Here is a 22,510-nt window from a genome sequence, read left to right on the forward strand (position 1 = left end):
CATGTTAAAGACAAATGCCTGACTGCGCAGCTGGGGATCGGAGCGATAGCGCTTCCCTATCCCTTATGGCGCAGCGGTCTCAGGTACCTGCTCGGCTCCTCCCGCTGCGCATAGCGCTGGGCCAGCACCGCGCAGACCATCAGCTGAATCTGATGGAAGATCATCAGCGGCAGGATGATCATCCCCACCGCGCTGGTGGCGAACAGCACCTGCGCCATGGGTACACCGGTGGCCATGCTCTTCTTCGAGGCAGCGAAGAGAATGGTGATGCGGTCTTCCAGATTGAAGCCCAGCCGCTTGCCGAGAAAATGCGTGGCCCAGAGCACGATGGCCAGCAGCACGCAGCAGACCAGCGTCAGCGCAACCAGGCGTGACAACGGCACCAGTTGCCAAAGGCCCTCGACTACCGCGTCGCTGAAAGCTGTGTATACCACCAGCAGGATCGAGCTCTGGTCGACGACCTTCAACCAGTTCTTGTTGCGCGTCACCCAAGCGCCGATCCAGCGCCGCGCGATCTGCCCGGCGACGAAGGGCACCAGCAGCTGCAGCACGATCTTGCCGATGGAGTCGAGTGTCGATCCGGCTTCGCCTTCAACACCCAGCAGCAACATCACCAGGATCGGCGTGAGGAAGATGCCGAGCAGGCTGGAGGCCGCCGCGCTGCAGATCGCCGCCGGGATGTTGCCGCGCGCCAGCGAAGTGAAGGCGATGGCCGACTGCACGGTGGCGGGCAGGGCGCACAAGTAGAGTATGCCCAGATACAGCTCGGTACCGACCAGCGGCGTCAGCAGCGGCTTGAGCGCCAGGCCCAACAGCGGAAACATCACGAAGGTGCAGGCGAACACCAGCAGGTGCAGGCGCCAGTGGCCGGCACCGGCCAGGATGGCTTCGCGCGACAGCTTGGCGCCATGCATGAAGAACAGCAGGGCGATGGCCAGCGTCGTGGCCCAGCCGAAGATCACCGCGCCTTGGCCTTCGCAGGGCAGGAAGGTGGCGATGGCGATGACCGCCAGCAGGGCGAGGGTGAAGTTATCGAACAGCAGGCGCAGATGGGCCATGACGTAATTCCTTGTAGCTTGCAGGCAACAGGCCGCGACCTTATCGTGACCGGAATTTTCCGACTAACGCCAGGCAGGCACTAAATGTCGCCAATCGGACAAGAGGCTGCGCTGATCACCCGCCTCGGTGAGCTCAGGCAATTGCCACGGCCGGTCTATGGCCAGCTCGATTCGCCACCCAACCTCAAACTCGGCTATCGCCACAGCCACCCCTGGGTGCAGCTTTCCCATGCGGTGGAAGGGGTGCTCGAGGTGCGTACCGACCGAGGCCGCTTCATCGCGCCGCCGCTACGTGCGGTATGGGTGCCCGCCGGTATCACTCATCAGGTGTTCTGCGCGGCGGATACCTGCATCCGCAGCCTGTACATCGACCGCAGCGTGGCCGGCGACGCCCCGGAGCGCTGCCGCGTGTTGCAGATCAGCCCGCTGCTGCGCGAGCTGATCCAGCACTTCAGCACGCTGCCCGAAGCCTATGCTGAGGATGGCCCGGAAGGCCGTCTGGTGCAGGTGTTGCTGGATCAGCTCGGTTGCGCGCCGGAGATCGAACTGGTGCTGCCGCTGCCGGCCGAACCGCGTCTGCGCCAGCTGTGCAAACGACTGCAGAACCACCCCGACTCGCGTGAAACCCTGGCCGACTGGAGCCAAGCGCTGGGCGTCTCGGAACGCACCCTGAGCCGGCTATTCCTGCGCGAAACCGGGTTAAGTTTTCGCGCCTGGCGACAACGTTTGCGACTGCTCAGCGCGCTGCCGGCGCTGGAGCGTGGCGAGCGGGTGACCGATGTGGCGCTGGGCTGCGGCTACGAATCACTATCGGCCTTCATCGCCGCGTTTCGCGAGCAGTTCGGCGCCACGCCCGGCGAGTTCTTCCGCGATGCCAGGCGGCAGAATCCGTCCGGGCTTCAAGTCCCTTCTTGAAACCCGGTCCGCCAGGCCCGAAGCTTGAGCGCATTCGCACAGGAGCCAACCATGTCCATCCGCACCTATCAGAACCACACACCCAAGCTCGGCGAGCGCGTCTTCATCGACCCCAGCGCCGTGCTGATCGGCGACATCGAGATCGGCGCGGACAGCTCGGTATGGCCGCTGACGGTGATCCGCGGCGACATGCACCGCATCCGCATCGGCGCGCGCAGTAGCATCCAGGACGGCAGCGTGCTGCATATCACCCATGCTGGCCCGTTCAACCCGGACGGCTTCTCGCTGATCATCGGCGATGAGGTCACCGTCGGCCACAAGGTCACCCTGCACGGCTGCACCCTGGGCAGCCGCATCCTGGTGGGTATGGGTTCGATCGTCATGGACGGCGCCATAGTCGAAGACGAAGTCATCATCGGCGCCGGCAGCCTGGTGCCGCCGGGCAAGACGCTGGAAAGCGGCTTTCTCTACGTCGGCAGTCCAGTGAAACAGGCCCGCCCGCTGACCGAGAAGGAGCGCAACTTCTTCAGCTATACCGCTGGCAACTACGTGAAGCTGAAGAATCTGCATATGGCGGAGGGGGTTTGAAAGCAGCTGGAAGCAGGACGCTTTAAGCGGAAAGCATCAGCAGCCCGCTTGCTAGAATTTCTGGTCAACGAAAACACCACTGACGAGCCGCCCATGCACCACTCCACCATCCTCTTCGACCTCGACGGCACTCTCACCGACCCGCGCGAGGGCATTACCCGTTCGATTCAGCATGCGCTGGCCAAGCTCGGCATCGACGAGCCGGACCTGACCAAACTCGAACCCTTTATCGGCCCGCCGCTGCTGCAGGCGTTCATGCAGTTCTACGGCTTCGACGAGGCGCGCGCGTGGGAAGCGGTGGGGCATTACCGTGAGCGCTTTAAGGTCACCGGCCTCTACGAAAACCTTCTGTTCGATGGCGTGCTGGAAATGCTGGAGCACCTGCGCGGCCAAGGCCGTACGCTCTATGTCGCCACCTCCAAGCCCTCGGTGTTCGCGCGCGAGATCGCCCGGCATTTCGCCTTCGACCATCACTTCAAGGTGATCTATGGCAGCGAGCTGGACGGAACCCGCACCAATAAGGTCGAGCTGATCGCGCACTTGATCGCCGAGGAAAGGCTGGAAGCCGCACAGACTCTGATGATCGGCGACCGTAAGCACGACCTGATCGGCGCGCGTGAAAACGGTTTGCAGGCCGCCGCCGTGGGTTACGGCTTCGGCAGCCATGCCGAGCTGATGGCCGAGTCGCCCGCCTACTACTACGCCACGCTACCGGCGCTGCGCGCGGCGTTCAGCTAAGAGCCTGCTCACGATCTCGTGAGCTAGAGACCTGCAAGGCAAAAACAGGCGAGGAAGCGGACTGGGCTCGCACTCGAGTTTACTGGTGTAATCCGAGCCTGTTTTTAACGCAGCAGGGCCGACGCGCAGCAGATCGTGAACCGGCTCTAAGAGGCTTGGTCGCGCTCGGGGCCGAAGGTCACCGGGGGCGAGCCATCGGCGTTGATCTGCTCGACACGCAGCGGTCGGCCTTCGCCGTCGAGGCTGATGCGCCCGATACCGGCACCGTTCCACAAACGCTCACCGGATCGGCTGCGGCTCGGCAGCCAGGGTTGGACCCGCACGCGGCGGCGCTTGGTGAACCAATTCAGCGGCGAGCGCGGCGAATAGAGCCAGCGGTTGAGCCGGTCGAACAGGTCCAGCAGGCGACGGGGAAACTCGTTCTTCACCCCGCTGCTAGTGATCTGCCACAGCCGCGGCCCCTCGACACGGCCGCGGATATGCACCTCATAGGCGAAGGAATAATGCACGTCGCCGGACAGGATCACGTAGTTACCCGGCGTACGCGTATGACGAAAGATGTTAAGCATGGTCTGCGCGGCGCCGCGATGGGCCATCCAGTTTTCCGCATCGACCAGCAGCGACTGTCCCGCCCAGCTGAACACCCGCTGCACGGTCTCGATCAGCTTGACGCCGAACATCGGCGTCGGCGAGACGATGACCACCGAGCGCTGATCGAGCAGGTGCTGCTGGAGATCGGTGAGCGCTTCCCAGTCCATCAGACCCGACGGCCGACTCAGATGGAGTTCGCTACGCCAGCGCCGGGTGCGAGTGTCGAGCACCACCACCACCGGTTCGCTGGGTAGAACGTAGCCCCAATCGCCGCGTTGCAGCACCTCATCCACCATCTCATCCTGCAGCGCGCAATCGAGCCGCCCATCTTCACCGCTTGCCAATAACGCCTCGATGGCCTGCAGCGGCGCAGCGTAATCCTCGGGAACATTGCCCCAGGCTTGGCACAGCAGGTAGCCGAGCAGCGCATTGCCGAGGATGCGTCGCGAAAAGGGATGGCCGTAGGCGGTCTGTTCCCAGCGGGCGCTGAGGTTCCAGTCGTCGGTGACGTCGTGATCATCGAAGATCATCAACGACGGCAGATGCGCCAATGCGCGCGCGACCGTTGGCAAGCCCGCCTGGAAAGCCTCCATGCAGCTCGCCTCGCGAGACCAGCGTTCGGCCAGTTTCTCGTCCAGCGGCGGTGCCTGTACTTCGATCAGGCGCCAAGGTACGGGCGACCAGACCAGCAGGTACATCGCCAGCACCTCGGCCAGCGTCACCAGGTGGTTATGCGCGTTGGCGGTGGTAAAGACCGGCTTCTCGACTCCGCCAAAGAAGCGCTCACGTAACGCCTCGTTGGACTTGAACGCCGGCAGCAACTGCTCGCGTCGGTAATAGGTGGCCGGATGCGACATCAGCTCATCGCTGTCGGCTACGGTCGCGCCTTCCAGGCATTCGCCATAAAGCCCGAGCCGACGGATCAGCGCATGAATGGCGACCAGGGTCGGCCCGGCGACGTCGTCGATGTAGACCTGATCGCCGGTCATCAGTAGCGCGGCGGGCCAGCGTTCGGGTGTCTGGCGCGCCTGGGCAATCAGCTCGTCAACCCTCACCAGCCCGTCCGCCGAAGCGTGATGCGGCTTGCGGCAGGAACCGTGCAGCAAGTCATCGTAACGCGAGCGGATGACGAAGGTTGGTCGGTCGGCGCCGTCGTGAAGCAGATGCGGCGCCCATTCGGCAATCGTCTGTTCGACCCCATCGCGTAGGATCACCAGGTCGTATTCGACCAGCCGATCGACCGGTAACGGCGCATCCAGGCGCAGGTCGATCAGATGCAACCAGGCCGAAGTGCCGATACGTAGCCGACGGCAGGCCTCGCCGACCAGCGCCAGCGAGCGCGCCGGCTCGCCGTCGGGGTGCAGCGTCAGGCGCAACGAAAGCGGCTCGCTGGCAACCAGCCAGAGCACCAGGCGGTCGGCCTGCAACCTGCGCAACAGCGGCCCAGCGAGCACAGGCGGCAGGGATGAGAGGGTGTCGGATGTCGAGTTGGACATGCAGCGGCTCGATGGGCGGCGATGAAAGTCAGAGTGTAACGAATACGGCCGGTTCGCCCCGTCCTGCAGAGTCACTCATCTGTCTGCCCAATCCCGCTCGCCCGCGGCACTGCACCAGCGAATCGCCTCAGGCCCGACGTTTCGCTCGTTGTTCGATAAGGTGCTGCAGGCGATAGAGGTACGCGAAGCCCTGTTCCCAACGGCGATGCCCGGACGCTACGTTGACATGCCCGGCCCCGCTGAGAATCGCCACTTCACTGCCCCAGGCATTGCCCATCGCCCAGGCGCGTTCGGGGCTGGCTGCCACATCGTTGTCCGACCCCACCAGCAGGCTGGGAAAAGGCAGCGCCGCAACCGGCAGCGGGGCGAAATTGCGCAACGGCTCAGGGCAGCCAGGGCGTTCGACGTCTGCCGGCGCGACCAGTAGCGCACCACGCACCCGCCGTAGCGATTCGGACGAAGCCTGCAACGCCCAGTGCGCCACGGTCACGCAGCCCAGGCTGTGGGCGATCAGCACCACCGATCCCGATACAGACGCGACGCTACGATCGAGTTCACTGACCCACGCCTGGCGTTGCGGCAGCAGCCAGTCGTCCTGCTCTACGCGTCTTGAATTGGGCAACGTGCGTTGCCAATGGCTTTGCCAGTGTTCATCTGGCGAACCCTGCCAACCCGGCACGACGACGTAGTGAATGGTTTCGCTGGCCATGAGAGCACCGCTCCAAGAGTCTGCAATAGCGCAACAGACTAACCAACGCCAAGCAAAACCATAAAGAATAAGAAATTCTTTTGTTATTCCCGGATGTGCTTATTCGTAGATCGTAGAGACTTCATCTTTGTTATTTCTAAAATGCATATAAATGTTCTCAAATAATATTTTAGAGAATATCCAAGAGCCCCTTATGATCCGCCAGACCCGATTCGAGCTGTAGCGCCACCTGTGGTCACACCCGCAGAGGACAAAACAATGACAACCACGCTTCGTACACCAAAGGCCCAGGACGACGCAGTCATCCTGCATGAGATCCGCAGCGCGTTGCATGACCTTAAGTTCGGCTCGGTGGAGATCACCCTGCACAACGGCCAGGTCGTGCAGATCGAGCGCAAGGAAAAAATCCGCCTGCAGCCATCCAGCAAACAGGCCTGAACCCAACCCCACCCCGACCGGACCACCGGAGGGCGTGACATGAGCACACGACAGGTATTCCCGACCATGTACACGCCAAGCCAGCACCCGCTCCCGACGTATCGCTGTCGTTGCCGAATGCGCAGCTGACATACCCGCTTCATTACCGATACCCGTTACGTCAACGCATCCACTGGGATGCGCCAAGGAGCCTTCATGTCCATCGGAAAATCCATTCAGGCCGTTCTGGCCAGCACCCTCATCGCCGGTCAGGCGCTTGCCGCCGATTCTCTACTCAACGTGTCCTACGACCCGACCCGCGAGCTGTACGTCGATTTCAACGCCGCTTTCAACACGCATTGGCAGGCGCAAGGCCATGAGCCTCTGCGCGTCCAGCAGTCCCATGGCGGCTCGGGCAAACAGGCCCGCGCGGTGATCGACGGCCTGCGTGCCGATGTGGTGACACTGGCGCTGGCCGGCGATATCGACGAGCTGCACCGGATCGGCAAGCTCATCCCAGCCGACTGGCAGTCCCGCCTGCCGGACGCCAGCACGCCCTATACCTCGACCATCGTGTTCCTGGTGCGCAAGGGCAACCCGAAAGGCATCCAGGACTGGGACGACCTGATCAAGCCCGGCGTCGAAGTGATCACCCCCAACCCGAAAACCTCCGGCGGCGCGCGCTGGAACTTCCTCGCCGCCTGGGCCTGGGCCCAGCAGGAATACGGCAGCGAGGAGAAGGCGCAGACGTATGTCGAGCAGCTCTACAAGCAGGTGCCGGTGCTCGATACCGGGGCGCGCGGCTCGACCATCACCTTCGTCAACAACGGGATCGGCGATGTGCTGCTGGCCTGGGAGAACGAAGCCTTCCTCGCGCTCAAGGAACAAGGCGGCGACCAGCTCGAGATCGTCGCGCCGTCGCTGTCGATCCTCGCCGAGCCGCCTGTGGCAATCGTCGACAAGAACGTCGAGCGCAAGGGCACCCGTGAAGTCGCCGAGGCCTACCTGAACTACCTCTACAGCGACGAGGGCCAGCGCATCGCCGCCAAGCACTTCTACCGCCCACGCAACCAGGCGGTCGCTGCCGAGTTCGCCGAGCAGTTCCCCGCGCTGAAGCTGGTGACCATCGATGACGACTTCGGCGGTTGGAAGAGCGCGCAGCCGAAATTCTTCAACGATGGCGGCATCTTCGACCAGATCTACCAGACCGAATGAAGCTACTGCGTTTGCTCATACTTCGTTGAAGACCGGCTCGGGCCTGCTCATTTACCGCCCGTAAACTCCCCGACCCTCGCCGGTCTTCGCCTTGTCTGAGCTGCGCTCGTGACGCTTCAGCCGAAACATTGTTCGAATAGACAAGGCCGATCCATGTCCCGTCAAACCTCCCCCGTCATACCCGGCTTCGGGCTGACGCTGGGTTACACCCTTGTGTACCTCAGCCTGCTGGTGCTGATACCCCTGGGTGCCATGTTCGTCCATGCGGCGCAGCTTAGCTGGACTGAGTTCTGGACGATCATCACCGCGCCCCGCGTGCTGGCTGCGCTGAAGCTGAGCTTCAGCACCGCCTTTATCGCCGCGCTGATCAATGGCGTGATCGGCTCGCTGCTGGCCTGGGTGCTGGTGCGTTATCGCTTCCCCGGACGCAAGATCATCGAGGCGATGATCGATCTGCCCTTCGCACTGCCCACCGCCGTGGCCGGCATCGCCCTAACCGCGCTTTATGCACCGAACGGGTTGATTGGCCGGCTGGCCGCCGAGCTGGGTTTCAAGATTGCCTACACGCCCATCGGCATTACGTTGGCACTGACCTTCGTCACCCTGCCCTTCGTGGTCCGTACCCTCCAGCCGGTACTCGCCGACATTCCGCGTGAGGTCGAGGAAGCCGCCGCATGCCTCGGCGCCAAGCCGCTGCAGATCGCCCGCCATGTGCTGCTGCCGGCTCTACTGCCGGCCTGGCTGACGGGGTTTTCCCTGGCCTTTGCCCGTGGCGTCGGCGAATACGGCTCGGTGATTTTCATCGCCGGGAACATGCCGATGAAGACCGAGATCCTGCCGCTGCTGATCATGGTCAAGCTCGACCAGTACGACTACCACGGCGCCACGGCCATCGGCGTGCTGATGCTGCTGGTGTCCTTCGTTCTGCTACTGGCGATCAATCTGCTGCAACGGAGGATTGCCCATGGCTGAGATGACCACCACAACCTTGTCCGCCCCTCTGGCCGCCAAAACACGCCAGGGCAACCCGCTGGCGCGGCGCCTGCTGATCGTCACCGCCTGGCTGACCTTCGCGCTGTTTTTGCTATTGCCACTGCTGGTGGTGCTAAGCGAATCCCTGAAGCTCGGCCTGGGCACCTTCTTTGGCGCGATTTTCGAAGCCGACGCCCTCGCCGCGCTGAAACTCACCCTGCTCGCGGTCGGTATTTCAGTGCCGCTCAATCTGCTGTTCGGCGTGGCCGCGGCCTGGTGCGTGAGCAAGTACGAATTCACCGGCAAGAGCCTGCTGGTCACGCTGATCGACCTGCCTTTCTCGGTCTCGCCGGTGATTGCCGGTCTGATCTACGTGCTGCTGTTCGGCGCCCAGGGCTTCTTCGGCGAATGGCTGGCCGACCGCGACATCCAGATCATTTTCGCCCTGCCTGGCATCGTACTGGCCACGGTATTCGTCACCGTGCCCTTCGTCGCCCGCGAGCTGATACCGCTGATGCAGGAACAGGGCACGCAGGAGGAAGAAGCGGCGCGCCTGCTCGGCGCCAACGGCTGGCAGATGTTCCGGTACGTGACCCTGCCCAACATCCGCTGGGGCCTGATCTACGGCGTGGTGCTCTGCACCGCGCGGGCGATGGGCGAGTTCGGTGCGGTGTCGGTGGTGTCCGGGCACATCCGCGGCTACACCAACACCCTGCCGCTGCATGTCGAGATTCTCTACAACGAATACAACCACGTCGCCGCCTTCAGCGTGGCCAGCCTGTTGTTGCTGCTGGCGCTGCTGATCCTGCTGCTCAAGCAGTGGAGCGAGTCCCGCCTTCAACGCCTCAAAGCCAACGCCGGCGAGGAATAGCCATGTCCATCGAAGTAACCAATGTCAGCAAGCAATTCCACCAGTTCAAGGCCCTGAACGAGATCGACCTGCACATCACCAGCGGCGAACTGGTCGCCCTGCTCGGCCCGTCCGGCTGCGGCAAGACCACTCTGCTGCGGATCATCGCCGGGCTGGAAACCCCCGACAGTGGCCGCATCGTCTTTCACGGCGAGGACGTTTCCGGGCGTGACGTGCGCGATCGCAACGTCGGCTTCGTATTTCAGCATTACGCGCTGTTCCGCCACATGACGGTGTTCGACAACGTCGCCTTCGGCCTGCGCATGAAGCCGCGCCGCGAGCGCCCCAGCGAAAGCCGGATCAAGCAGAAGGTCCACGAACTGCTCGACCTGGTGCAGCTCGACTGGCTCGCCGATCGCTACCCGGACCAGCTCTCCGGTGGCCAACGCCAACGCATCGCCCTGGCCCGTGCGCTGGCGGTGGAGCCCAAGGTGCTGCTACTCGACGAGCCGTTCGGCGCGCTCGACGCCAAGGTGCGCAAGGAGCTGCGCCGCTGGCTGGCACGCCTGCACGAGGAGGTGCACTTGACCAGCGTATTCGTCACCCACGATCAGGAAGAGGCGATGGAAGTGGCCGACCGCATCGTGGTGATGAATAAAGGCGTGGTCGAGCAGATCGGTTCGCCAGCCGAGGTGTATCGGCAACCGGCCAGCGATTTCGTCTATCACTTTCTAGGCGATGCCAATCAGCTGCAGATCGGCGAGCGGCAGGTACTCTTCCGCCCGCACGAGATTCATTTGTCTCGGGACAGGGTCAACGACCACCAACCCGCGGAAGTCCGCGACATCCGGCCGCTAGGCGCCGTCACTCGCGTCACGCTCAGGGTCGTGGGGCAACCGCAGCCCATCGAAGCGGAAGTCGCCCATGATCACGCTAGCCTGACCGACCTCGCCCGAGGCGCAACGCTGTTCTTCAAGCCAGCTATCGCGGTGGCGCCGCCGCGCTGATTCCGTGCATAAAAGAATCCGCCCATAAAAAAGACGCGCCCAAGAGGCGCGCCAAGTTTCAAGCGCACGCGCTGTCTATTTGATCTGGCCTATCAGGTCACGACGGATCAACGTCTTGATCTTCACCAGATGGTCATCCTCTTGGTCCTTCGCCTTTTTAAAGCCTTTGGCGATGTTCGGATGGCCGCCTGCTTCGGCTAGCTCGATGAGCAGCTCCCAGGCGGCGTTGTCCTCCAGCTCGATGGTGAGCAGTGCGCCCATACCCTGCGCAATATTGGTGCGCGGATCGGTCAGCACCTGCATGACGCCCATGGACTTCACCGCCGCGACATCGGCGCAAGGCGTCTGCGCCGTCGGGTCAGCGCCCAGCGTCTCGATCGCCTCGGCGACCATGTTCATGTGCTCGAACTCTTCGTCACGAATGTGCTGCAACACCTGGATCAAGTCGGATTCCGCTGTGCCTAGAGCCTTCGCCTTGGCGATCATCGCGTCGTACAGACGTACCCCGCTGCGCTCGAACGCCAGCCGTTCGCCAAGCTTGTCGACCAGCAATTCCGGGCTCTTGCCCAGCGCCATGTCGAAGGTCGACTTGAGCATGCCCTTGGCCGAACCGGGCACCGGAACCGAACCGATGCGGTCAGCCTCTTCGGCGCGCTTGACGCGTTCGAGCATGATGCCTTTGGAGTCACCCGGAACGTCGGGTTTGATCTGCTCAACCGCTTCGAGCAGGCTCTTGGTGTCCTTCGGGGACATCTGCACCCCGGTGAAATTGGTACCTAATTTCGCAGCAGTTGCCATGTTCGTTCTCCTCAAGAAGCCTTACGTCCGCGCATGAGTTCACCACCCGGCGCCCATTGGTAACCGGCCGACACGATGTTCGACGCGATACCTTCTGAGTTGACCTGGGCGCGGTAATCGAGGGAGTTCTGCGGCTCTTCGCTCTTGTCCACATACTGGGTGCCGCTGGTGCGCAGGTTGACCTCAGCAGCGAGAACCTGGCGGACGAACTCGCGCTGGCTCTTGAACTCGATCATTTTCGGCAACGGGCCTCCGAGGATTTCCGCCGGATCGCGGCGCTCGATGTTCTTGAAGTGCTCGCAGGCGATGTTGAGGTGGCCCAGCTCGTAGTCGAGGAAGCGCTCCCAGATCGCCTTGATCCGCGGGTTGGTTTCCTGCTCGGCACAGCTGGCGTAGGCATAGACTTCCATCGCCTCGTGCACCAGCCACTTCTCCATGAACGACTCCTGAGGGTCGGCCAGCGAGCCGTACTGGGTCACATGCTGTTCTTCCACCGAGGCGATCTCGGCATAGAGCTGGCGCGCCAGTGGATCGGCGAATAGTGGCCCGACGTTCATGTAGTAATCATGAGTCTGGAATTCCGCCGCAGTGATCATCGCGCAATGGATCTTGGTGATCAGTGCCGCCTCTTCCTTGGCGTAGCTGTCGCGCAGGTCGTTGGTCGGATGGCGATGGTGCTCCGAGGTTTGCCGGCCAGGTACGATGTCCGTATAGCCCTGCAGGATATTGTTCGCATCCTTGCCTTCGAGGCGGTCGAGCATCGCCGCGTAGCGGTAGAGATGGTCGAAGTCCTCCAGCAGGCCAAAGCGATAGGTCTGAGCCTGATAGGGATCGGGTTCGGTCTGGGCTACGGCAGCAGTCACCTCGATGGCGACCTGCTCGTAGGCGACGGTTGTTTCCAGCGGTGAGTGGTCGGCGGAAATCAACCAGTTGATCATCGTCGCCTGGTGCTGTTCGACGCGCCGAATTTCAGCCAGCGGGCCGCGCAATTGGCCAGTAATACGCGCGATACCATGCTTGAGACGCAGCGCATCGACCTCGATTCCGTTCATCAGAATGATGCGCACCCGAGTAAAGGCATCGTCGTCGAGCTTGCTGATCGGCTTACCCGCCATTTCCTTCCAGGTGAATTTCTGCTTTTCGAGCGGCGTGCCCTTGTTATCAAGAATGCCGGATAGGTTGTCCATGAAGCCTCCGTTTTTACGGCTTGTATTTGATAGACGTACGAGCTGAATCACGGGCAGCTGGTGCCGACGTCCTAAAAAATGGACGGAGGAAAGCGGAAAACAATTCCGCAGGATCGGACGCGAAATGCGTGAAGACGACGAGTGGCGGTCGTTAAACGCTTCGAACGAGTGCGAAACCAACAACGACAAACCCGCCCCGACACGTGCTCGGACGAGCCTTTGAGTCAAGCGGCGCTGCGCTTTAGCGAAGCGCCTTCAGACGCTGCGCCCGCTCGTCGGCGGGCAGTCGACCCAGCGCTTCGACCCGCGCATAAAAGCGCACCCAATCACCGTCGACCTGCTCGAACAGCGCGGCAAATGCCGGCACCCAGCCGTCGTACAGACCGAACGGCAGCAGGCTGGCGTTGTTCAGCGGCTGGGCCATCCAACGGTCGAAACGGCGATCACCCTTCCAGGCGCCGTCGCGCAACTGGCGGTAGGCCTGGCGCAGGTGCGTGAACTCGGCCTGCTTCGCGGCTCGCATGGCCGATTCGTCCAGATTGCTGGCATACAGCGTCGCCAACCGCGCCCGGGTTTCGAGCATCAGCTCGGTGAATTCGGCGGAGCGTCTTTGAGCCGCGTCGCTGAACGGCGGCAAACCGCGACTGGCACGCCACTGGCGCAACCCCTCGCGTTCGACGAACGATGCAAAGGATTCGTTGAACGCGGTGTCGCCAGCCACGTAGAGCCGCTGGTGCGCCAGTTCGTGAAAGATCAGCCCGGCCAGACGCTCATCGTCCCAGCGCAGCATGGAACTGAGCAGCGGGTCGTCGAACCAGCCCAGCGTCGAGTAGGCCTGCACGCCGCTCACCAGCGTGTCGTAGCCCTTTGCCTTGAGCAGTGCCGCCGCGCCCCGTGCCCGCCCCGGCTGGTAGTAGCCGCGGTAGGCGACGCAACCGGCGATCGGAAAACAGTGAGTCAGCGGCGCGACGGAAAACTCCTCGGTGGCGAACAGATTCCACACCACGTAGGGCCGCTTGATGTCCGTATAGCGCCGGTAACTATCGTTGTCCGGCAAGGCCAGCGCGCTGCTGGCGAAGGCTCTGGCCTGCAGCACCAGGCTTAGTCGCTGACGCAGCTGTGGGTCGCGCTGGGGGTCGTCGATGATGGCGGCGATGGGCTCGCGCTGGCGCAGCAGATCCAGCTGACCGACCGCCAGCTGGCCGTAATAGGTGCTGCAGCCATTCAGACCAACGGCCAGCAGCAGCGGAACCCAGCGCCTGCTTCGGCTGTCGACAAGGGCGGTTTTCAGCTTCGAAATGAACAAACGCCTGCTCACATTTGAAGACCTACTCGGTCGGTGCGCTGAGCCTACAACGACATCGAAGCCCGCCCAACTATCGAAGGCAGCCAAGCCTTCGCAGCCAGACCGCGCCATCAGCGGTGGAGACTCGTCATGCGAATCCTGATCCTTGCTCTCGCGCTGTCCACACTTGGCGGTTGCGCCCTATGGATGCCCCAGCCGGACCCGAACCAGGCCTGGATCGAGCTGGCCCCGCGTGACGAAACCGAACTCAAGGCCGTTGCGGTGGACTCGAGGCCGCTGGACGATCACCGCTACTTTCAGGTGACGCCCGGCAGTCATCAGTTGGGCATGCGCTACCTCTTCGAGGTGGGGCCGGCCGATGTCGGCGGCGACAGCGAAGCACTGGAGCGTGATTGTCGCCTGACCCTGGAATACGACGGTTTCGATGCCGGCGCCCGCTATCGCCTGGTCGCCGGTGGCTACGGCTTCCGCCCCTGGGCGCGGCTGTACGACCAGCATGATCAGCTGCTGGCCAAGGCCACGGAACGCGGTTGCGGCGGTGTCGCCATCCGCTGAGCTCGCTCTGCCGGCCGTTGAAAGCTCTGCCGCTCAGGCCGTGAGAACGTAGCGAGTGAAGGTCAGGCAACGACTAGGCGTCCCCACCAAAACAGGCGAAACAGCGGACTGGGCTCGCACGTGGGTTTACGAGCTGTAGATGAGCATTTGATCGGACTCTCGCACGAGCCTGTTTTTTAACGCAGCATGGCCGAGCGCAGTAGTTGTCACACAGCCTGATCTGGCTCAGGCTCGACAGGGACCGCCACAGCAATGGGCTGACGGCGGACCGCTGGAGAATCGCCATGCGTCTGCCACTTGTCCTGTTCGTGCTTGCCGGCCTTTCCGGCTGCGCCAGCCCTCTGCCGCCACCCGATCCGAACATGGCCTGGGTCGACCTGCGCGCACAACCGAGCGACATCTTCATGTCCGACCAGCTGGACGACAAACGCACGCCCGACGGCCGCTATTTCCAGGTCAGCCCCGGCGCACATGAACTCGAAGCGCGTTATGAATTCGAAATCAGTAGCGGCGGGATGGGCATTTTCGGCGAAACCCAATACCTGCGCTGTACCATGGTCATCCGCTATGACGATTTCCAGGCCGGGCGGCGCTACCTGTTTCAGGCACGCTCGCTGGGCTTCACGCCGCAGGGCTGGCTACGCGACGAACAGCACAACGTACTGGCCCGCGCCGAAGCGGAGCACTGTTACTGAGCCCGCCCCGCCAGCAGAGAGAAGAGATATGTCCCGTATCGAACACACCCGTTTTTCCACCCTCGACCTGGCGCCGATCCGCGATGACGGCGACGCCGGTCTCGCCTTGCGCAATTCACTAGCGCTGGCCCAGCACGTCGAAAAGCTCGGCTTCGAGCGCTTCTGGGTGGCCGAACATCACAACATGGACGGTATCGCCAGCGCTGCCACATCCGTATTGATCGGCTATCTGGCGGCCGGCACCTCGCGGATTCGCCTGGGCGCCGGCGGGGTGATGCTGCCCAACCACGCGCCGCTGGTGATCGCCGAGCAGTTCGGCACGCTGGAAGCGCTTTACCCGGGGCGAATCGATCTCGGTCTGGGCCGTGCGCCCGGTGCCGACCAGTTCACCGCCCACGCCCTGCGCCGCGACCGCATGGGCAGCGCCGACGACTTTCCCGCCGATGTCGAGGAGCTGGAGCTACTGCTCGGCCCGCGTCAACGCAACCAGCGCGTGATCGCCATGCCCGGCGTTGGCAGCAAAGTGCCGATTTGGCTGCTCGGCTCCAGCCTGTTCAGTGCGCAACTGGCCGCCGCCAAAGGCCTGCCCTACGCCTTCGCCTCGCACTTCGCGCCGCGTTACGCCCATGAAGCGATTCGCCTGTACCGCGAGAATTTCCAGCCGTCCGAGGTGCTCGAAAAACCCTACGTGATGCTTGGCGTGCCGCTGATGGCCGCCGACACCGACGAGCAGGCCGAGTACCTGGCGACCACCGCCTACCAACGCATCCTGGCGCTGATCCGTGGCCAGAGCTTGGTACTGGTGCCGCCGGTGCAGAGCATGCAGGGCAAATGGCTGCCACACGAGCAGGACGCGGTGGGCAATTTCCTCGGCATGGCGCTGATCGGCGGCCCGGAAAAGATCCGCGCGCGGCTGGAGATTCTGCTGGAGCAGACCGGGGCCGACGAGCTGATCTTCACCTGCGATTTCTACGAAACCGCCGACCGTCACCGCGCGTTCGAGATCCTTGCCGGGTTGCGGTGAGGACTGAAGTGAGCCTGGTGGGCTGAAGCGGAGCGCCGCCCGGCCCACCCTACCGGCCGGCAGTGTTCCGCTCCTATGTAGGGTGGGCTTCAGCCCACCACCCAGCAGCCAACAACAACGCCGATCAGCTATCGGCGAGGCGGAAGCCGACTTTCATGGTGACCTGGAAATGGCCGATCTGGCCGTTCTCGACATGGCCGCGAATTTCGCCGACCTCGAACCATTCGACGTTGCGTAGCGTCTTGCTGGCTTCGGCGATGCCGTTCTGAATCGCTTCATCGACACTGGTGCGCGACGAACCGACGATTTCGATCTTCTTGTAGGTGTGATGATCCGACATAGATTTCCCCTTCTGATCTGAGGAGCCTCCGCTCGGTGGTGACGCATCCTGTCTGATTGAGGCCCGCACAGTGGCGCGGAAGTTCAGCGCAACGCTTCAATCACGTCGGTACGGAGGGCAGCTAGTAGGGAGGGCTTCAGCCCACCAGCGGCGCCGGCCTCGTTTGTGGGCTAAAGCCCACCCTACGGAGCCGCCTGGGCAATTGACACGATCACGAACTAGGGTGCGCTCCGCGCACCGACGATGTATCGGGCCGCCTGCGGATCCGGGGCGCGCGGCCCACCCTATTTCAGCCGGAGGTAGCGGTAGTGCTGCGGCTTGAACACCTGATTGAAATACCGCCCCAGCGAATCCGCTTCGAGCAGCGCCTGCACCACCTCGGCTGGTACCTGCTCGTAGCGATAGACCGAGCCGTTGTGAAACTCCACTTCCAGTGCCTGTTCGTCAGGGTCGTAGCCCAGCGAGCGCAGGCTGCGCGAACTCACCGCGACGCGCTTCATATAGCTGGATCAGGTTGCTGCTTGAAGCCTTCGGCCTGCATCCGCCACAGCGCGTCGAACTCGCCGCCCCGGCTGCGCAATTCATGTGGCGGGCCGTCCTCGACGATGCGTCCTTCACGCAGCACGATGATCCGGTCGAAGCTCGACAGCGTGGACAGGCGATGCGCCACTGCCACCACGGTACGGTTGTGCACCAGGTTGTTCAGCGCCGCCTGGATCTCGGCCTCGGACTGGGTATCGAGCGCCGAGGTGGCCTCATCGAGGATCAGGATCGGTGAATCCTTGAGGAAGGCGCGGGCGATGCCCAAGCGCTGACGCTGACCGCCGGAGAGCATCACGCCGCGCTCGCCGACCAGCGTGTCGTAACCCTGCGGCAGCTCGCGGATGAAGGCGTCGCAGAAGGCGTTGCGCGCGGCGGCGATCACTTCCTCGTCGGTAGCGCCTGGGCGGCCGTAGCGGATGTTTTCGCGAATGCTGCGGTTGAACAATGCGGTTTCCTGCGGCACTACGGCGATCTTCTCGCGCAGGCTGTCCTGGCTGACGCTACGAATGTCCTGACCGTCGATGAGGACGCGCCCGTCATTCACGTCATCAAGGCGCTGGATGAGGTTGATCAACGTCGACTTGCCAGCCCCCGAGGAGCCCACCACGCCGACCTTTTGCCCGGCCGGAATGTGCAGGTCCAGCTGCTCGAACACCGCGCCGCGATCGGGATAGCTGAAGCTGATGTTTTCGAAGGTGATATCGCCTTCGGCCAGCAACAGCTGAGCGTCGCTGTCTTCCAGGCCGTGCGGCTGGACGATGATGCGCAGGGTGTCGTCGATGGCGCCGATCTGCTGAGTGGCGTCCACCAGCGCCAGCGCCAGATCGCGCGAGCCATGCAGGATGCGGAAGGTTAGTGCGCTGACCAGCACCACATCACCCGCGGTTACTTCCCCGCCGATCCACAGCTTGATGGCCCAGATCAACATGCCGCCGGCCATCACCGACAAGCAGATGTCGTGCATGACCCGCGCTTTTTCCAAGTACATCCAACTGCGCCGCTGGGCGCGGGCTTCATAGCCGATCTCATGAGCCAGGCGTTCGGCCTCACGATCGCGCGCGGAAAACGCCTTGATGGTCCAGACGTTGGAGACCGCATCGACCAATTCACCGCCGACCCGTGCCGACTGTGCAGCGAACCGCTGATGCTTGGAGCGGCCACGAATGCCGAACCCGGTGATCAGCGCGGCGACGATGGCGACGAAGAGGATCAGCGCTACCGCCATGCGCACGTCGACCGTCAGCAGCACTACCACGGCGCCGATGAAATCGACGATCGGCGGGACGATTTTCCACGCCAATCCGCCATAAATCGCGCCGGCCGCCTGGCCGACCGCAGAAATTCGATTGCCCAGCGAGCCGGCGAAATGCTCAGTGAAATAGCGCATCGGGTGGCCGGTCAGGTGCTTGAACAGATCGACGCGGATGTCCACCACGCTGGCCACCACCGTGCGGCAGCCGAGCCAGCCGCCGAGGCGCCAGAACACGTTTTCGATGACGATCAGGCTGATGAACAGCCCCAACGGAAACCAGACGTTGGCAGCGCCTCGATCCGAACTGCCTTGGGCCATGGCGTCCACCAGCAATTTCATGCCGTACTGCACCGCCACCGCACAACTGGCGGCGCCGATGATCAGCGCCAGCAAGCCGCTGAAATGCCACGGTCGACCACAGATGTAATGCCAGAGAAAGGCCACCGGCCGGCTTGGAAGCGGCGCCTCCTGGAGTTTCGCTTTGGGCGGCTGGGCCGGTACGTTCATGGCAATGCTTCGGCGAGTGGCAGCGTGGCGTTGAACTGGCTAAATCTCAACTGTTGCAGGCGCAGCTCATCGGCCAGCCCTTCGTGCACGCAGCGGTTGCCGTTTTCATCGGGAAAGCCCAACAGCCCGACTGGACAATGGCGGTCGTCGGTCCAGCCTGGGTAGTCGAGCACCGGATAGAGACAGATGCCTTCTACCGGCACACCGCGCTGCATGGCCAGCCCCGCCTGCTCGCTGACGTAGCGCAGCCAGTCGCCGCGCAAGTCGCCCTCGGCACCGGTTTCGGCGATCAGCAAGGGCCGTTTGTAACGCTGCCATATTTCGCTGAGGATGCCTTTGAAGGGCCGATAGTCAGGACTGTCGCGCTCGATGGTGCGGCCATCGCCGTGATACCACTGGTTGTTGGAGTAGTAATTGACGCCCAGCACGTCGAGGTATTCCGGCGCACCGCCGAGGCCCGGCCAGATTTCACCGCATAGCATGTCCCAAGCTTCGAACTGCGATTGGCGAAAACGCTCGGCCTCACGCTGCGGCCCGGGGCGGTCGTTGGCCGCCGCTACGTGAATGGCCGGGTCGACCTGGACGAAACGTGCCCGTGGTTCGACGTCGCGGATCGCCTGCATCGCGGCGATGGTGGCGCGCACCAGCTGATGTTTGAGCTCGAAGCCGCGACCGCGCGCCATCGGATTGAAATAGGCTTCGTCGCCGCCAGCCCAGGCCCAGAAGGAGATTTCATTGAGCGGCGCGTAGAAGGGCACCGTGTCGGTTTCGTCCTTGATCAGCTGCGCCGCCGCCGCCGCGTAACGGGCGAAACGCTCAACGAACTGCGGCCGCCAGATATCGATGTCGTCCGGCCAGCCGTAGTGGCACAGATCCCAGATCACCTGGGTGCCATGACGCTGCGCGGCCTGCAGCATCGGCAGGAAGCTCGACCAGTCGTATTGACCAGGCGCGCGTTCGATCAGGTGCCAGCGCAGCCCGTCCCGCACGCTACGCAAACCGTGGCGCTGGAGTACGCCATAGTCATGCGCAGCCCAGCGGTCATGGCCGGTGGCGGCCAGCAGATCGAGACGCCGCCCATCGCTACGGCGGTGGTTCGAGCATTCGAAGCCGCCCATGAAAAAACTCTTGAACAACGTGGGCTGATGCATCGTACGCCTCGCCTCAGGGTGCTTGTTCAGCCAGCGACTGGCTGTGTTCAACGCTCTCGCCGGGTTCTGGGCCGCGCTCGGCCTCCTCGATGCGCTTGTACAGCGCCAGCGCCTGGCCCACGACCTGATCCATGTTGTAGTACTTGTAGGTGCCGAGGCGACCGACGAAGGTGACGCCTGGGGTTTCGTCGGCGAGCTTCTGGTAGCGCTTGTACAGCTCGGCATTTTCCGGCCGTGGAATCGGGTAGTAGGGATCGCCTTCAGCCGAGGGGTATTCGTAGGTGATGCTGGTCTTCGGATGAACCTGACCGGTGAGGTGCTTGTACTCGCTGATGCGCGTGTAGGGCACATCCTCGCTCGGGTAGTTGACCGTGCCGACCGCCTGGAATTGCTCCTGATCGAGCTGCTTGTGCTCGAACTTCAGCGAACGGTACGGCAGCTTGCCGAAGCGGTAGTCGAAGTATTCGTCAATCGGCCCGCAGAAGATCAGGTGGTCGTGCTGCACCTCGTCGCGGATCTCGCGGTAATCAGTGTTGATCATCACCTTGATGTTCGGGTGCGCGAGCATCTTCTCGAACATCTTGGTGTAGCCGTGCTTGGGCATCTGCTGGAAGGTGTCGGTGAAGTAGCGATCGTCGGTGTTGGTGCGTGTGGGGATGCGCGAGGTCACCGATTTGTCCAGCTGCGACGGGTCCAGCCCCCACTGCTTGCGCGTATAGCCGCGGAAGAATTTCTGATATAGCTCACGTCCGATGCCGTTGATCACCACGTCTTCACTGGTCTGGATGTCCGCCACCGGCTCGGCACGGCTAGCGAGAAAGTCAGCCGCCTCCTCTTCGGTGGTCATGTTCAGGCCGTAGAGCTTGTTCAGCGTGGTCATGTTGATCGGGATCGGCACTTCCTGGCCGTCCACCTGCGCCAGCACGCGATGCTCGTACGGCCGCCACTCGGTGAACCGCGAGAGGTAGTCGACGATGCGCTGGGCGTTGGTGTGGAAGATGTGCGGCCCGTAGCGGTGGATCAGCACGCCGGCTTCATCGTAATGGTCATAGGCGTTGCCGCCGATATGCGGTCGCCGGTCGACCACCAGCACGCGCTTGTTCAGCCCGGCAGCCAGCCGCTCGGCCAGTACACTGCCGGCGAATCCGGCGCCGACGATGAGGTAGTCGAAACCGCGCCGACGGCTGGAAGAATGATCGCTGGCGCCACCGCCTGCGTGTTCGGGATTGCTGTCTCGCAGGCTCAGATCGCGCATTGCATCTTCTCCTTCATCAGGGCCGAGGTGTGATCCCAGGACATGTCGCCGAGGATCTCATCAGCGGTTTTCAACAGGCGGTCACGGTCCTGGCTGTCGACGAGCGCTTGCTCCACCGCGGCGATGAACGCATCGGGGCTGTCGGCGATATGGACGATCTCGGTATCACCGTAGGTGCGCACCACGTCCCTGATCGGTGTGGACACCACCGGGCAACCGCCGGCCAGGTATTCGGGGGTCTTGGTCGGGCTAATGAAGCGTGTCGATTCATTCATGGCGAACGGCATGATCGCCACCTCCCAGCCGGACAGATACCGGGGCAATTCGTCGTAGGTTTTGCCGCCCAGGTAGTGAATGTTGTCGCGCTGCGGCAGCTCCGCCGGGTCGATCTTGACCACCGGCCCGATGAGCACGAACTGCCAGTCGGGACGCTTCTCGGCGACTTCGGCCACCAGTTGGATATCGAAGCGCTCGTCGATCACCCCGTAGAAGCCCAGCCGCGGGTGCGGGATTTCCGCCTGATCGTCGGGATCGGCCTGGGTCCGGCGGGCCTCGGCGAAGTGCGCCACATCGACGCTGCTGGGAAAGGCGTGAGCGTTGTCATGCAGTTCGCGCTTGGCCTCCCAGATGCTGTAACCGCCGGTGAACACCACGTCGGCACGCTGCAGCAATTCCCGCTCACGCTCCACCAGCTCGGGCGGCGCGCCGCGAAACGCGGAGAGTTCGTCCATGCAGTCATAGACGGTGAGCTTGGGCTTCAAGTGGCCGGCGTAACCGAGCGCCATCGGCGTGTAGTACCAGAGCATCAGGTCATTGACGCCGAGCTTGGCCAGGTAACCATCGAGCAGGTCGCGCTGGACGCGCAGGGCCGTCTCGCCGCCGCAACCCTGGGGAAGACGGGGAATCAGTACCTGCACACCGTTCTCTTCCGGGCGGACTTCCAGCCAGGGCTGGGCGTCTTCGGTGGGGATGGGCTCTTCGAAAAAGAGCACGTTGAAGTCCCGCGCGAACCGCGACATTAGGTGCTGCGGACGCTGATAGACGAAGCTCCAGCGAAGATGCGAGAGACACAGCAGAGTCGGAACCTGCTCATCGAAAACGACTTCGGGCGGCGTCTCCTGCTTCTCGGGGGATTTTCCAATCTCGTATTGATAAGGGCCGGCCCAGCTCATGAACACCTCTCGGATCGCGAAATCTTCAGAGTCCGTTCTGCTGCATCGCATTGGCCCGCGCTGCCTGCGCAAACACATAAATGTCGGGGCTCGCTGCCTATGACGCTCGTGGCGTACCAAGCGCAGCCCGCGGGTTATGGACGACGCCGGGCAAGTCAAGGTTCCCTTT

23 protein-coding genes are annotated in these 22,510 nt (G+C 63.0%); 11 read left to right on the top strand and 12 right to left on the bottom strand.

Going from position 1 to position 22,510, the window contains the following annotated elements; genetic code table 11:
- Nucleotides 1-56 precede the first annotated feature (56 nt).
- A complete protein-coding gene (locus tag V6943_RS04010) occupies nucleotides 57-1,058 on the bottom strand; it encodes a bile acid:sodium symporter family protein (protein ID WP_340552668.1) in 1,002 nt (333 codons plus the stop codon).
- Nucleotides 1,059-1,142: 84 nt separating this feature from the next.
- On the opposite strand from V6943_RS04010, the gene V6943_RS04015 reads away from it, so the two are divergent.
- The 3 genes from V6943_RS04015 to V6943_RS04025 all read left to right on the top strand — a co-directional run bounded on the left by V6943_RS04015 (nucleotide 1,143) and on the right by V6943_RS04025 (nucleotide 3,299).
- Nucleotides 1,143-1,973 carry an AraC family transcriptional regulator gene (locus V6943_RS04015; RefSeq protein ID WP_340552669.1) on the top strand — a complete coding sequence of 277 codons (831 nt, stop codon included), beginning with the start codon at nucleotides 1,143-1,145 and terminating at the stop codon, nucleotides 1,971-1,973.
- Between the two features lie 51 nt (nucleotides 1,974-2,024).
- Entirely contained in the window at nucleotides 2,025-2,561 is a 537-nt protein-coding gene (locus V6943_RS04020; RefSeq protein ID WP_340552670.1) for a gamma carbonic anhydrase family protein, read from the top strand.
- 93 nt (nucleotides 2,562-2,654) lie between these two features.
- Nucleotides 2,655-3,299 (top strand): HAD family hydrolase, encoded by a 645-nt coding sequence (locus tag V6943_RS04025; protein ID WP_131650005.1) that lies wholly within the window; start codon nucleotides 2,655-2,657, stop codon nucleotides 3,297-3,299.
- Nucleotides 3,300-3,445: 146 nt separating this feature from the next.
- On the opposite strand, the gene V6943_RS04030 is transcribed toward V6943_RS04025, so the two are convergent.
- Together V6943_RS04030 and V6943_RS04035 are read right to left on the bottom strand one after the other, a co-directional pair.
- Nucleotides 3,446-5,386, bottom strand: a complete 1,941-nt coding sequence (locus V6943_RS04030) for an alkaline phosphatase family protein (RefSeq protein WP_340552671.1) — start codon at nucleotides 5,384-5,386, stop codon at nucleotides 3,446-3,448.
- Nucleotides 5,387-5,513: 127 nt separating this feature from the next.
- Nucleotides 5,514-6,095, bottom strand: a complete 582-nt coding sequence (locus tag V6943_RS04035; protein ID WP_131649225.1) for an alpha/beta hydrolase — start codon at nucleotides 6,093-6,095, stop codon at nucleotides 5,514-5,516.
- Between the two features lie 258 nt (nucleotides 6,096-6,353).
- Between V6943_RS04035 and oscA the strand changes: the two genes are divergently transcribed.
- From oscA to V6943_RS04060, 5 genes are all read left to right on the top strand, one after another.
- Nucleotides 6,354-6,533 (top strand): sulfur starvation response protein OscA, encoded by a 180-nt coding sequence (gene oscA, locus V6943_RS04040; protein ID WP_131649224.1) that lies wholly within the window; start codon nucleotides 6,354-6,356, stop codon nucleotides 6,531-6,533.
- 195 nt (nucleotides 6,534-6,728) lie between these two features.
- A complete protein-coding gene (locus V6943_RS04045; protein WP_197444812.1) occupies nucleotides 6,729-7,727 on the top strand; it encodes a sulfate ABC transporter substrate-binding protein in 999 nt (332 codons plus the stop codon).
- A 153-nt stretch (nucleotides 7,728-7,880) separates the two neighbouring features.
- A complete protein-coding gene (gene cysT / locus V6943_RS04050; protein ID WP_197444811.1) occupies nucleotides 7,881-8,699 on the top strand; it encodes a sulfate ABC transporter permease subunit CysT in 819 nt (272 codons plus the stop codon).
- Nucleotide 8,700: 1 nt separating this feature from the next.
- Complete coding sequence (cysW, locus tag V6943_RS04055; protein ID WP_340553024.1) at nucleotides 8,701-9,570, top strand: sulfate ABC transporter permease subunit CysW; 870 nt, start codon at nucleotides 8,701-8,703, stop codon at nucleotides 9,568-9,570.
- Nucleotides 9,571-9,572: 2 nt separating this feature from the next.
- On the top strand, nucleotides 9,573-10,556 hold the full coding sequence (locus V6943_RS04060; RefSeq protein WP_340552672.1) for a sulfate/molybdate ABC transporter ATP-binding protein: 984 nt from the start codon (nucleotides 9,573-9,575) through the stop codon (nucleotides 10,554-10,556).
- Nucleotides 10,557-10,631: 75 nt separating this feature from the next.
- Here the strand turns inward: V6943_RS04060 and V6943_RS04065 are convergent, their stop codons facing one another.
- The 3 genes from V6943_RS04065 to V6943_RS04075 form a co-directional block, all read right to left on the bottom strand.
- Nucleotides 10,632-11,354 carry a ferritin-like domain-containing protein gene (locus V6943_RS04065; protein ID WP_197444810.1) on the bottom strand — a complete coding sequence of 241 codons (723 nt, stop codon included), beginning with the start codon at nucleotides 11,352-11,354 and terminating at the stop codon, nucleotides 10,632-10,634.
- An 11-nt stretch (nucleotides 11,355-11,365) separates the two neighbouring features.
- Nucleotides 11,366-12,541, bottom strand: coding sequence for a hypothetical protein (locus V6943_RS04070; RefSeq protein ID WP_340552673.1), 1,176 nt, complete (start codon nucleotides 12,539-12,541; stop codon nucleotides 11,366-11,368).
- A 241-nt stretch (nucleotides 12,542-12,782) separates the two neighbouring features.
- A complete protein-coding gene (locus tag V6943_RS04075; protein ID WP_340553025.1) occupies nucleotides 12,783-13,841 on the bottom strand; it encodes an aminopeptidase in 1,059 nt (352 codons plus the stop codon).
- Nucleotides 13,842-13,976: 135 nt separating this feature from the next.
- Here V6943_RS04075 and V6943_RS04080 point away from each other — a divergent pair, with 135 nt between their 5' ends.
- From V6943_RS04080 to V6943_RS04090, 3 genes are all read left to right on the top strand, one after another.
- Complete coding sequence (locus tag V6943_RS04080) at nucleotides 13,977-14,402, top strand: PA0061/PA0062 family lipoprotein (protein ID WP_131649217.1); 426 nt, start codon at nucleotides 13,977-13,979, stop codon at nucleotides 14,400-14,402.
- A gap of 284 nt (nucleotides 14,403-14,686) precedes the next feature.
- Nucleotides 14,687-15,097, top strand: coding sequence for a PA0061/PA0062 family lipoprotein (locus V6943_RS04085; protein WP_340552674.1), 411 nt, complete (start codon nucleotides 14,687-14,689; stop codon nucleotides 15,095-15,097).
- A gap of 28 nt (nucleotides 15,098-15,125) precedes the next feature.
- Nucleotides 15,126-16,121 carry an LLM class flavin-dependent oxidoreductase gene (locus V6943_RS04090; protein ID WP_340552675.1) on the top strand — a complete coding sequence of 332 codons (996 nt, stop codon included), beginning with the start codon at nucleotides 15,126-15,128 and terminating at the stop codon, nucleotides 16,119-16,121.
- A 124-nt stretch (nucleotides 16,122-16,245) separates the two neighbouring features.
- Here the strand turns inward: V6943_RS04090 and V6943_RS04095 are convergent, their stop codons facing one another.
- The 6 genes from V6943_RS04095 to V6943_RS04120 form a co-directional block, all read right to left on the bottom strand.
- Complete coding sequence (locus tag V6943_RS04095; protein WP_340552676.1) at nucleotides 16,246-16,461, bottom strand: dodecin; 216 nt, start codon at nucleotides 16,459-16,461, stop codon at nucleotides 16,246-16,248.
- A 284-nt stretch (nucleotides 16,462-16,745) separates the two neighbouring features.
- A complete protein-coding gene (locus tag V6943_RS04100) occupies nucleotides 16,746-16,961 on the bottom strand; it encodes a KTSC domain-containing protein (RefSeq protein ID WP_340552677.1) in 216 nt (71 codons plus the stop codon).
- Nucleotides 16,958-18,763, bottom strand: coding sequence for an ABC transporter ATP-binding protein (locus V6943_RS04105; RefSeq protein WP_340552678.1), 1,806 nt, complete (start codon nucleotides 18,761-18,763; stop codon nucleotides 16,958-16,960). The genes V6943_RS04100 and V6943_RS04105 overlap by 4 nt, the downstream gene beginning before the upstream one ends.
- Nucleotides 18,760-19,914 (bottom strand): beta-glucosidase, encoded by a 1,155-nt coding sequence (locus V6943_RS04110; protein WP_340552679.1) that lies wholly within the window; start codon nucleotides 19,912-19,914, stop codon nucleotides 18,760-18,762. The genes V6943_RS04105 and V6943_RS04110 overlap by 4 nt, the downstream gene beginning before the upstream one ends.
- Before the next feature lie 13 nt (nucleotides 19,915-19,927).
- Nucleotides 19,928-21,169, bottom strand: coding sequence for a UDP-galactopyranose mutase (gene glf, locus V6943_RS04115; RefSeq protein WP_340552680.1), 1,242 nt, complete (start codon nucleotides 21,167-21,169; stop codon nucleotides 19,928-19,930).
- Complete coding sequence (locus V6943_RS04120; protein WP_340552681.1) at nucleotides 21,157-22,341, bottom strand: glycosyltransferase family 1 protein; 1,185 nt, start codon at nucleotides 22,339-22,341, stop codon at nucleotides 21,157-21,159. Before V6943_RS04120 ends, glf begins: the two co-directional genes overlap by 13 nt.
- Nucleotides 22,342-22,510: the final 169 nt, after the last annotated feature.

This window comes from Pseudomonas sp. CBC3 (assembly GCF_037967085.1).
In the GTDB taxonomy this organism is placed as follows: domain Bacteria; phylum Pseudomonadota; class Gammaproteobacteria; order Pseudomonadales; family Pseudomonadaceae; genus Stutzerimonas.

Excerpts from the sequence above, each read along its gene's own strand:
- V6943_RS04010 (WP_340552668.1), bottom strand. The coding sequence starts at position 1,058 with ATGGCCCATCTGCGCCTGCTGTTCGATAACTTCACCCTCGCCCTGCTG.
- V6943_RS04015 (WP_340552669.1), top strand. The coding sequence starts at position 1,143 with ATGTCGCCAATCGGACAAGAGGCTGCGCTGATCACCCGCCTCGGTGAG.
- V6943_RS04020 (WP_340552670.1), top strand. The coding sequence starts at position 2,025 with ATGTCCATCCGCACCTATCAGAACCACACACCCAAGCTCGGCGAGCGC.
- V6943_RS04025 (WP_131650005.1), top strand. The coding sequence starts at position 2,655 with ATGCACCACTCCACCATCCTCTTCGACCTCGACGGCACTCTCACCGAC.
- V6943_RS04030 (WP_340552671.1), bottom strand. The coding sequence starts at position 5,386 with ATGTCCAACTCGACATCCGACACCCTCTCATCCCTGCCGCCTGTGCTC.
- V6943_RS04035 (WP_131649225.1), bottom strand. The coding sequence starts at position 6,095 with ATGGCCAGCGAAACCATTCACTACGTCGTCGTGCCGGGTTGGCAGGGT.
- oscA (WP_131649224.1), top strand. The coding sequence starts at position 6,354 with ATGACAACCACGCTTCGTACACCAAAGGCCCAGGACGACGCAGTCATC.
- V6943_RS04045 (WP_197444812.1), top strand. The coding sequence starts at position 6,729 with ATGTCCATCGGAAAATCCATTCAGGCCGTTCTGGCCAGCACCCTCATC.
- cysT (WP_197444811.1), top strand. The coding sequence starts at position 7,881 with ATGTCCCGTCAAACCTCCCCCGTCATACCCGGCTTCGGGCTGACGCTG.
- cysW (WP_340553024.1), top strand. The coding sequence starts at position 8,701 with ATGACCACCACAACCTTGTCCGCCCCTCTGGCCGCCAAAACACGCCAG.
- V6943_RS04060 (WP_340552672.1), top strand. The coding sequence starts at position 9,573 with ATGTCCATCGAAGTAACCAATGTCAGCAAGCAATTCCACCAGTTCAAG.
- V6943_RS04065 (WP_197444810.1), bottom strand. The coding sequence starts at position 11,354 with ATGGCAACTGCTGCGAAATTAGGTACCAATTTCACCGGGGTGCAGATG.
- V6943_RS04070 (WP_340552673.1), bottom strand. The coding sequence starts at position 12,541 with ATGGACAACCTATCCGGCATTCTTGATAACAAGGGCACGCCGCTCGAA.
- V6943_RS04080 (WP_131649217.1), top strand. The coding sequence starts at position 13,977 with ATGCGAATCCTGATCCTTGCTCTCGCGCTGTCCACACTTGGCGGTTGC.
- V6943_RS04085 (WP_340552674.1), top strand. The coding sequence starts at position 14,687 with ATGCGTCTGCCACTTGTCCTGTTCGTGCTTGCCGGCCTTTCCGGCTGC.
- V6943_RS04090 (WP_340552675.1), top strand. The coding sequence starts at position 15,126 with ATGTCCCGTATCGAACACACCCGTTTTTCCACCCTCGACCTGGCGCCG.
- V6943_RS04095 (WP_340552676.1), bottom strand. The coding sequence starts at position 16,461 with ATGTCGGATCATCACACCTACAAGAAGATCGAAATCGTCGGTTCGTCG.
- V6943_RS04100 (WP_340552677.1), bottom strand. The coding sequence starts at position 16,961 with ATGAAGCGCGTCGCGGTGAGTTCGCGCAGCCTGCGCTCGCTGGGCTAC.
- V6943_RS04105 (WP_340552678.1), bottom strand. The coding sequence starts at position 18,763 with ATGAACGTACCGGCCCAGCCGCCCAAAGCGAAACTCCAGGAGGCGCCG.
- V6943_RS04110 (WP_340552679.1), bottom strand. The coding sequence starts at position 19,914 with ATGCATCAGCCCACGTTGTTCAAGAGTTTTTTCATGGGCGGCTTCGAA.
- glf (WP_340552680.1), bottom strand. The coding sequence starts at position 21,169 with ATGCGCGATCTGAGCCTGCGAGACAGCAATCCCGAACACGCAGGCGGT.
- V6943_RS04120 (WP_340552681.1), bottom strand. The coding sequence starts at position 22,341 with ATGAGCTGGGCCGGCCCTTATCAATACGAGATTGGAAAATCCCCCGAG.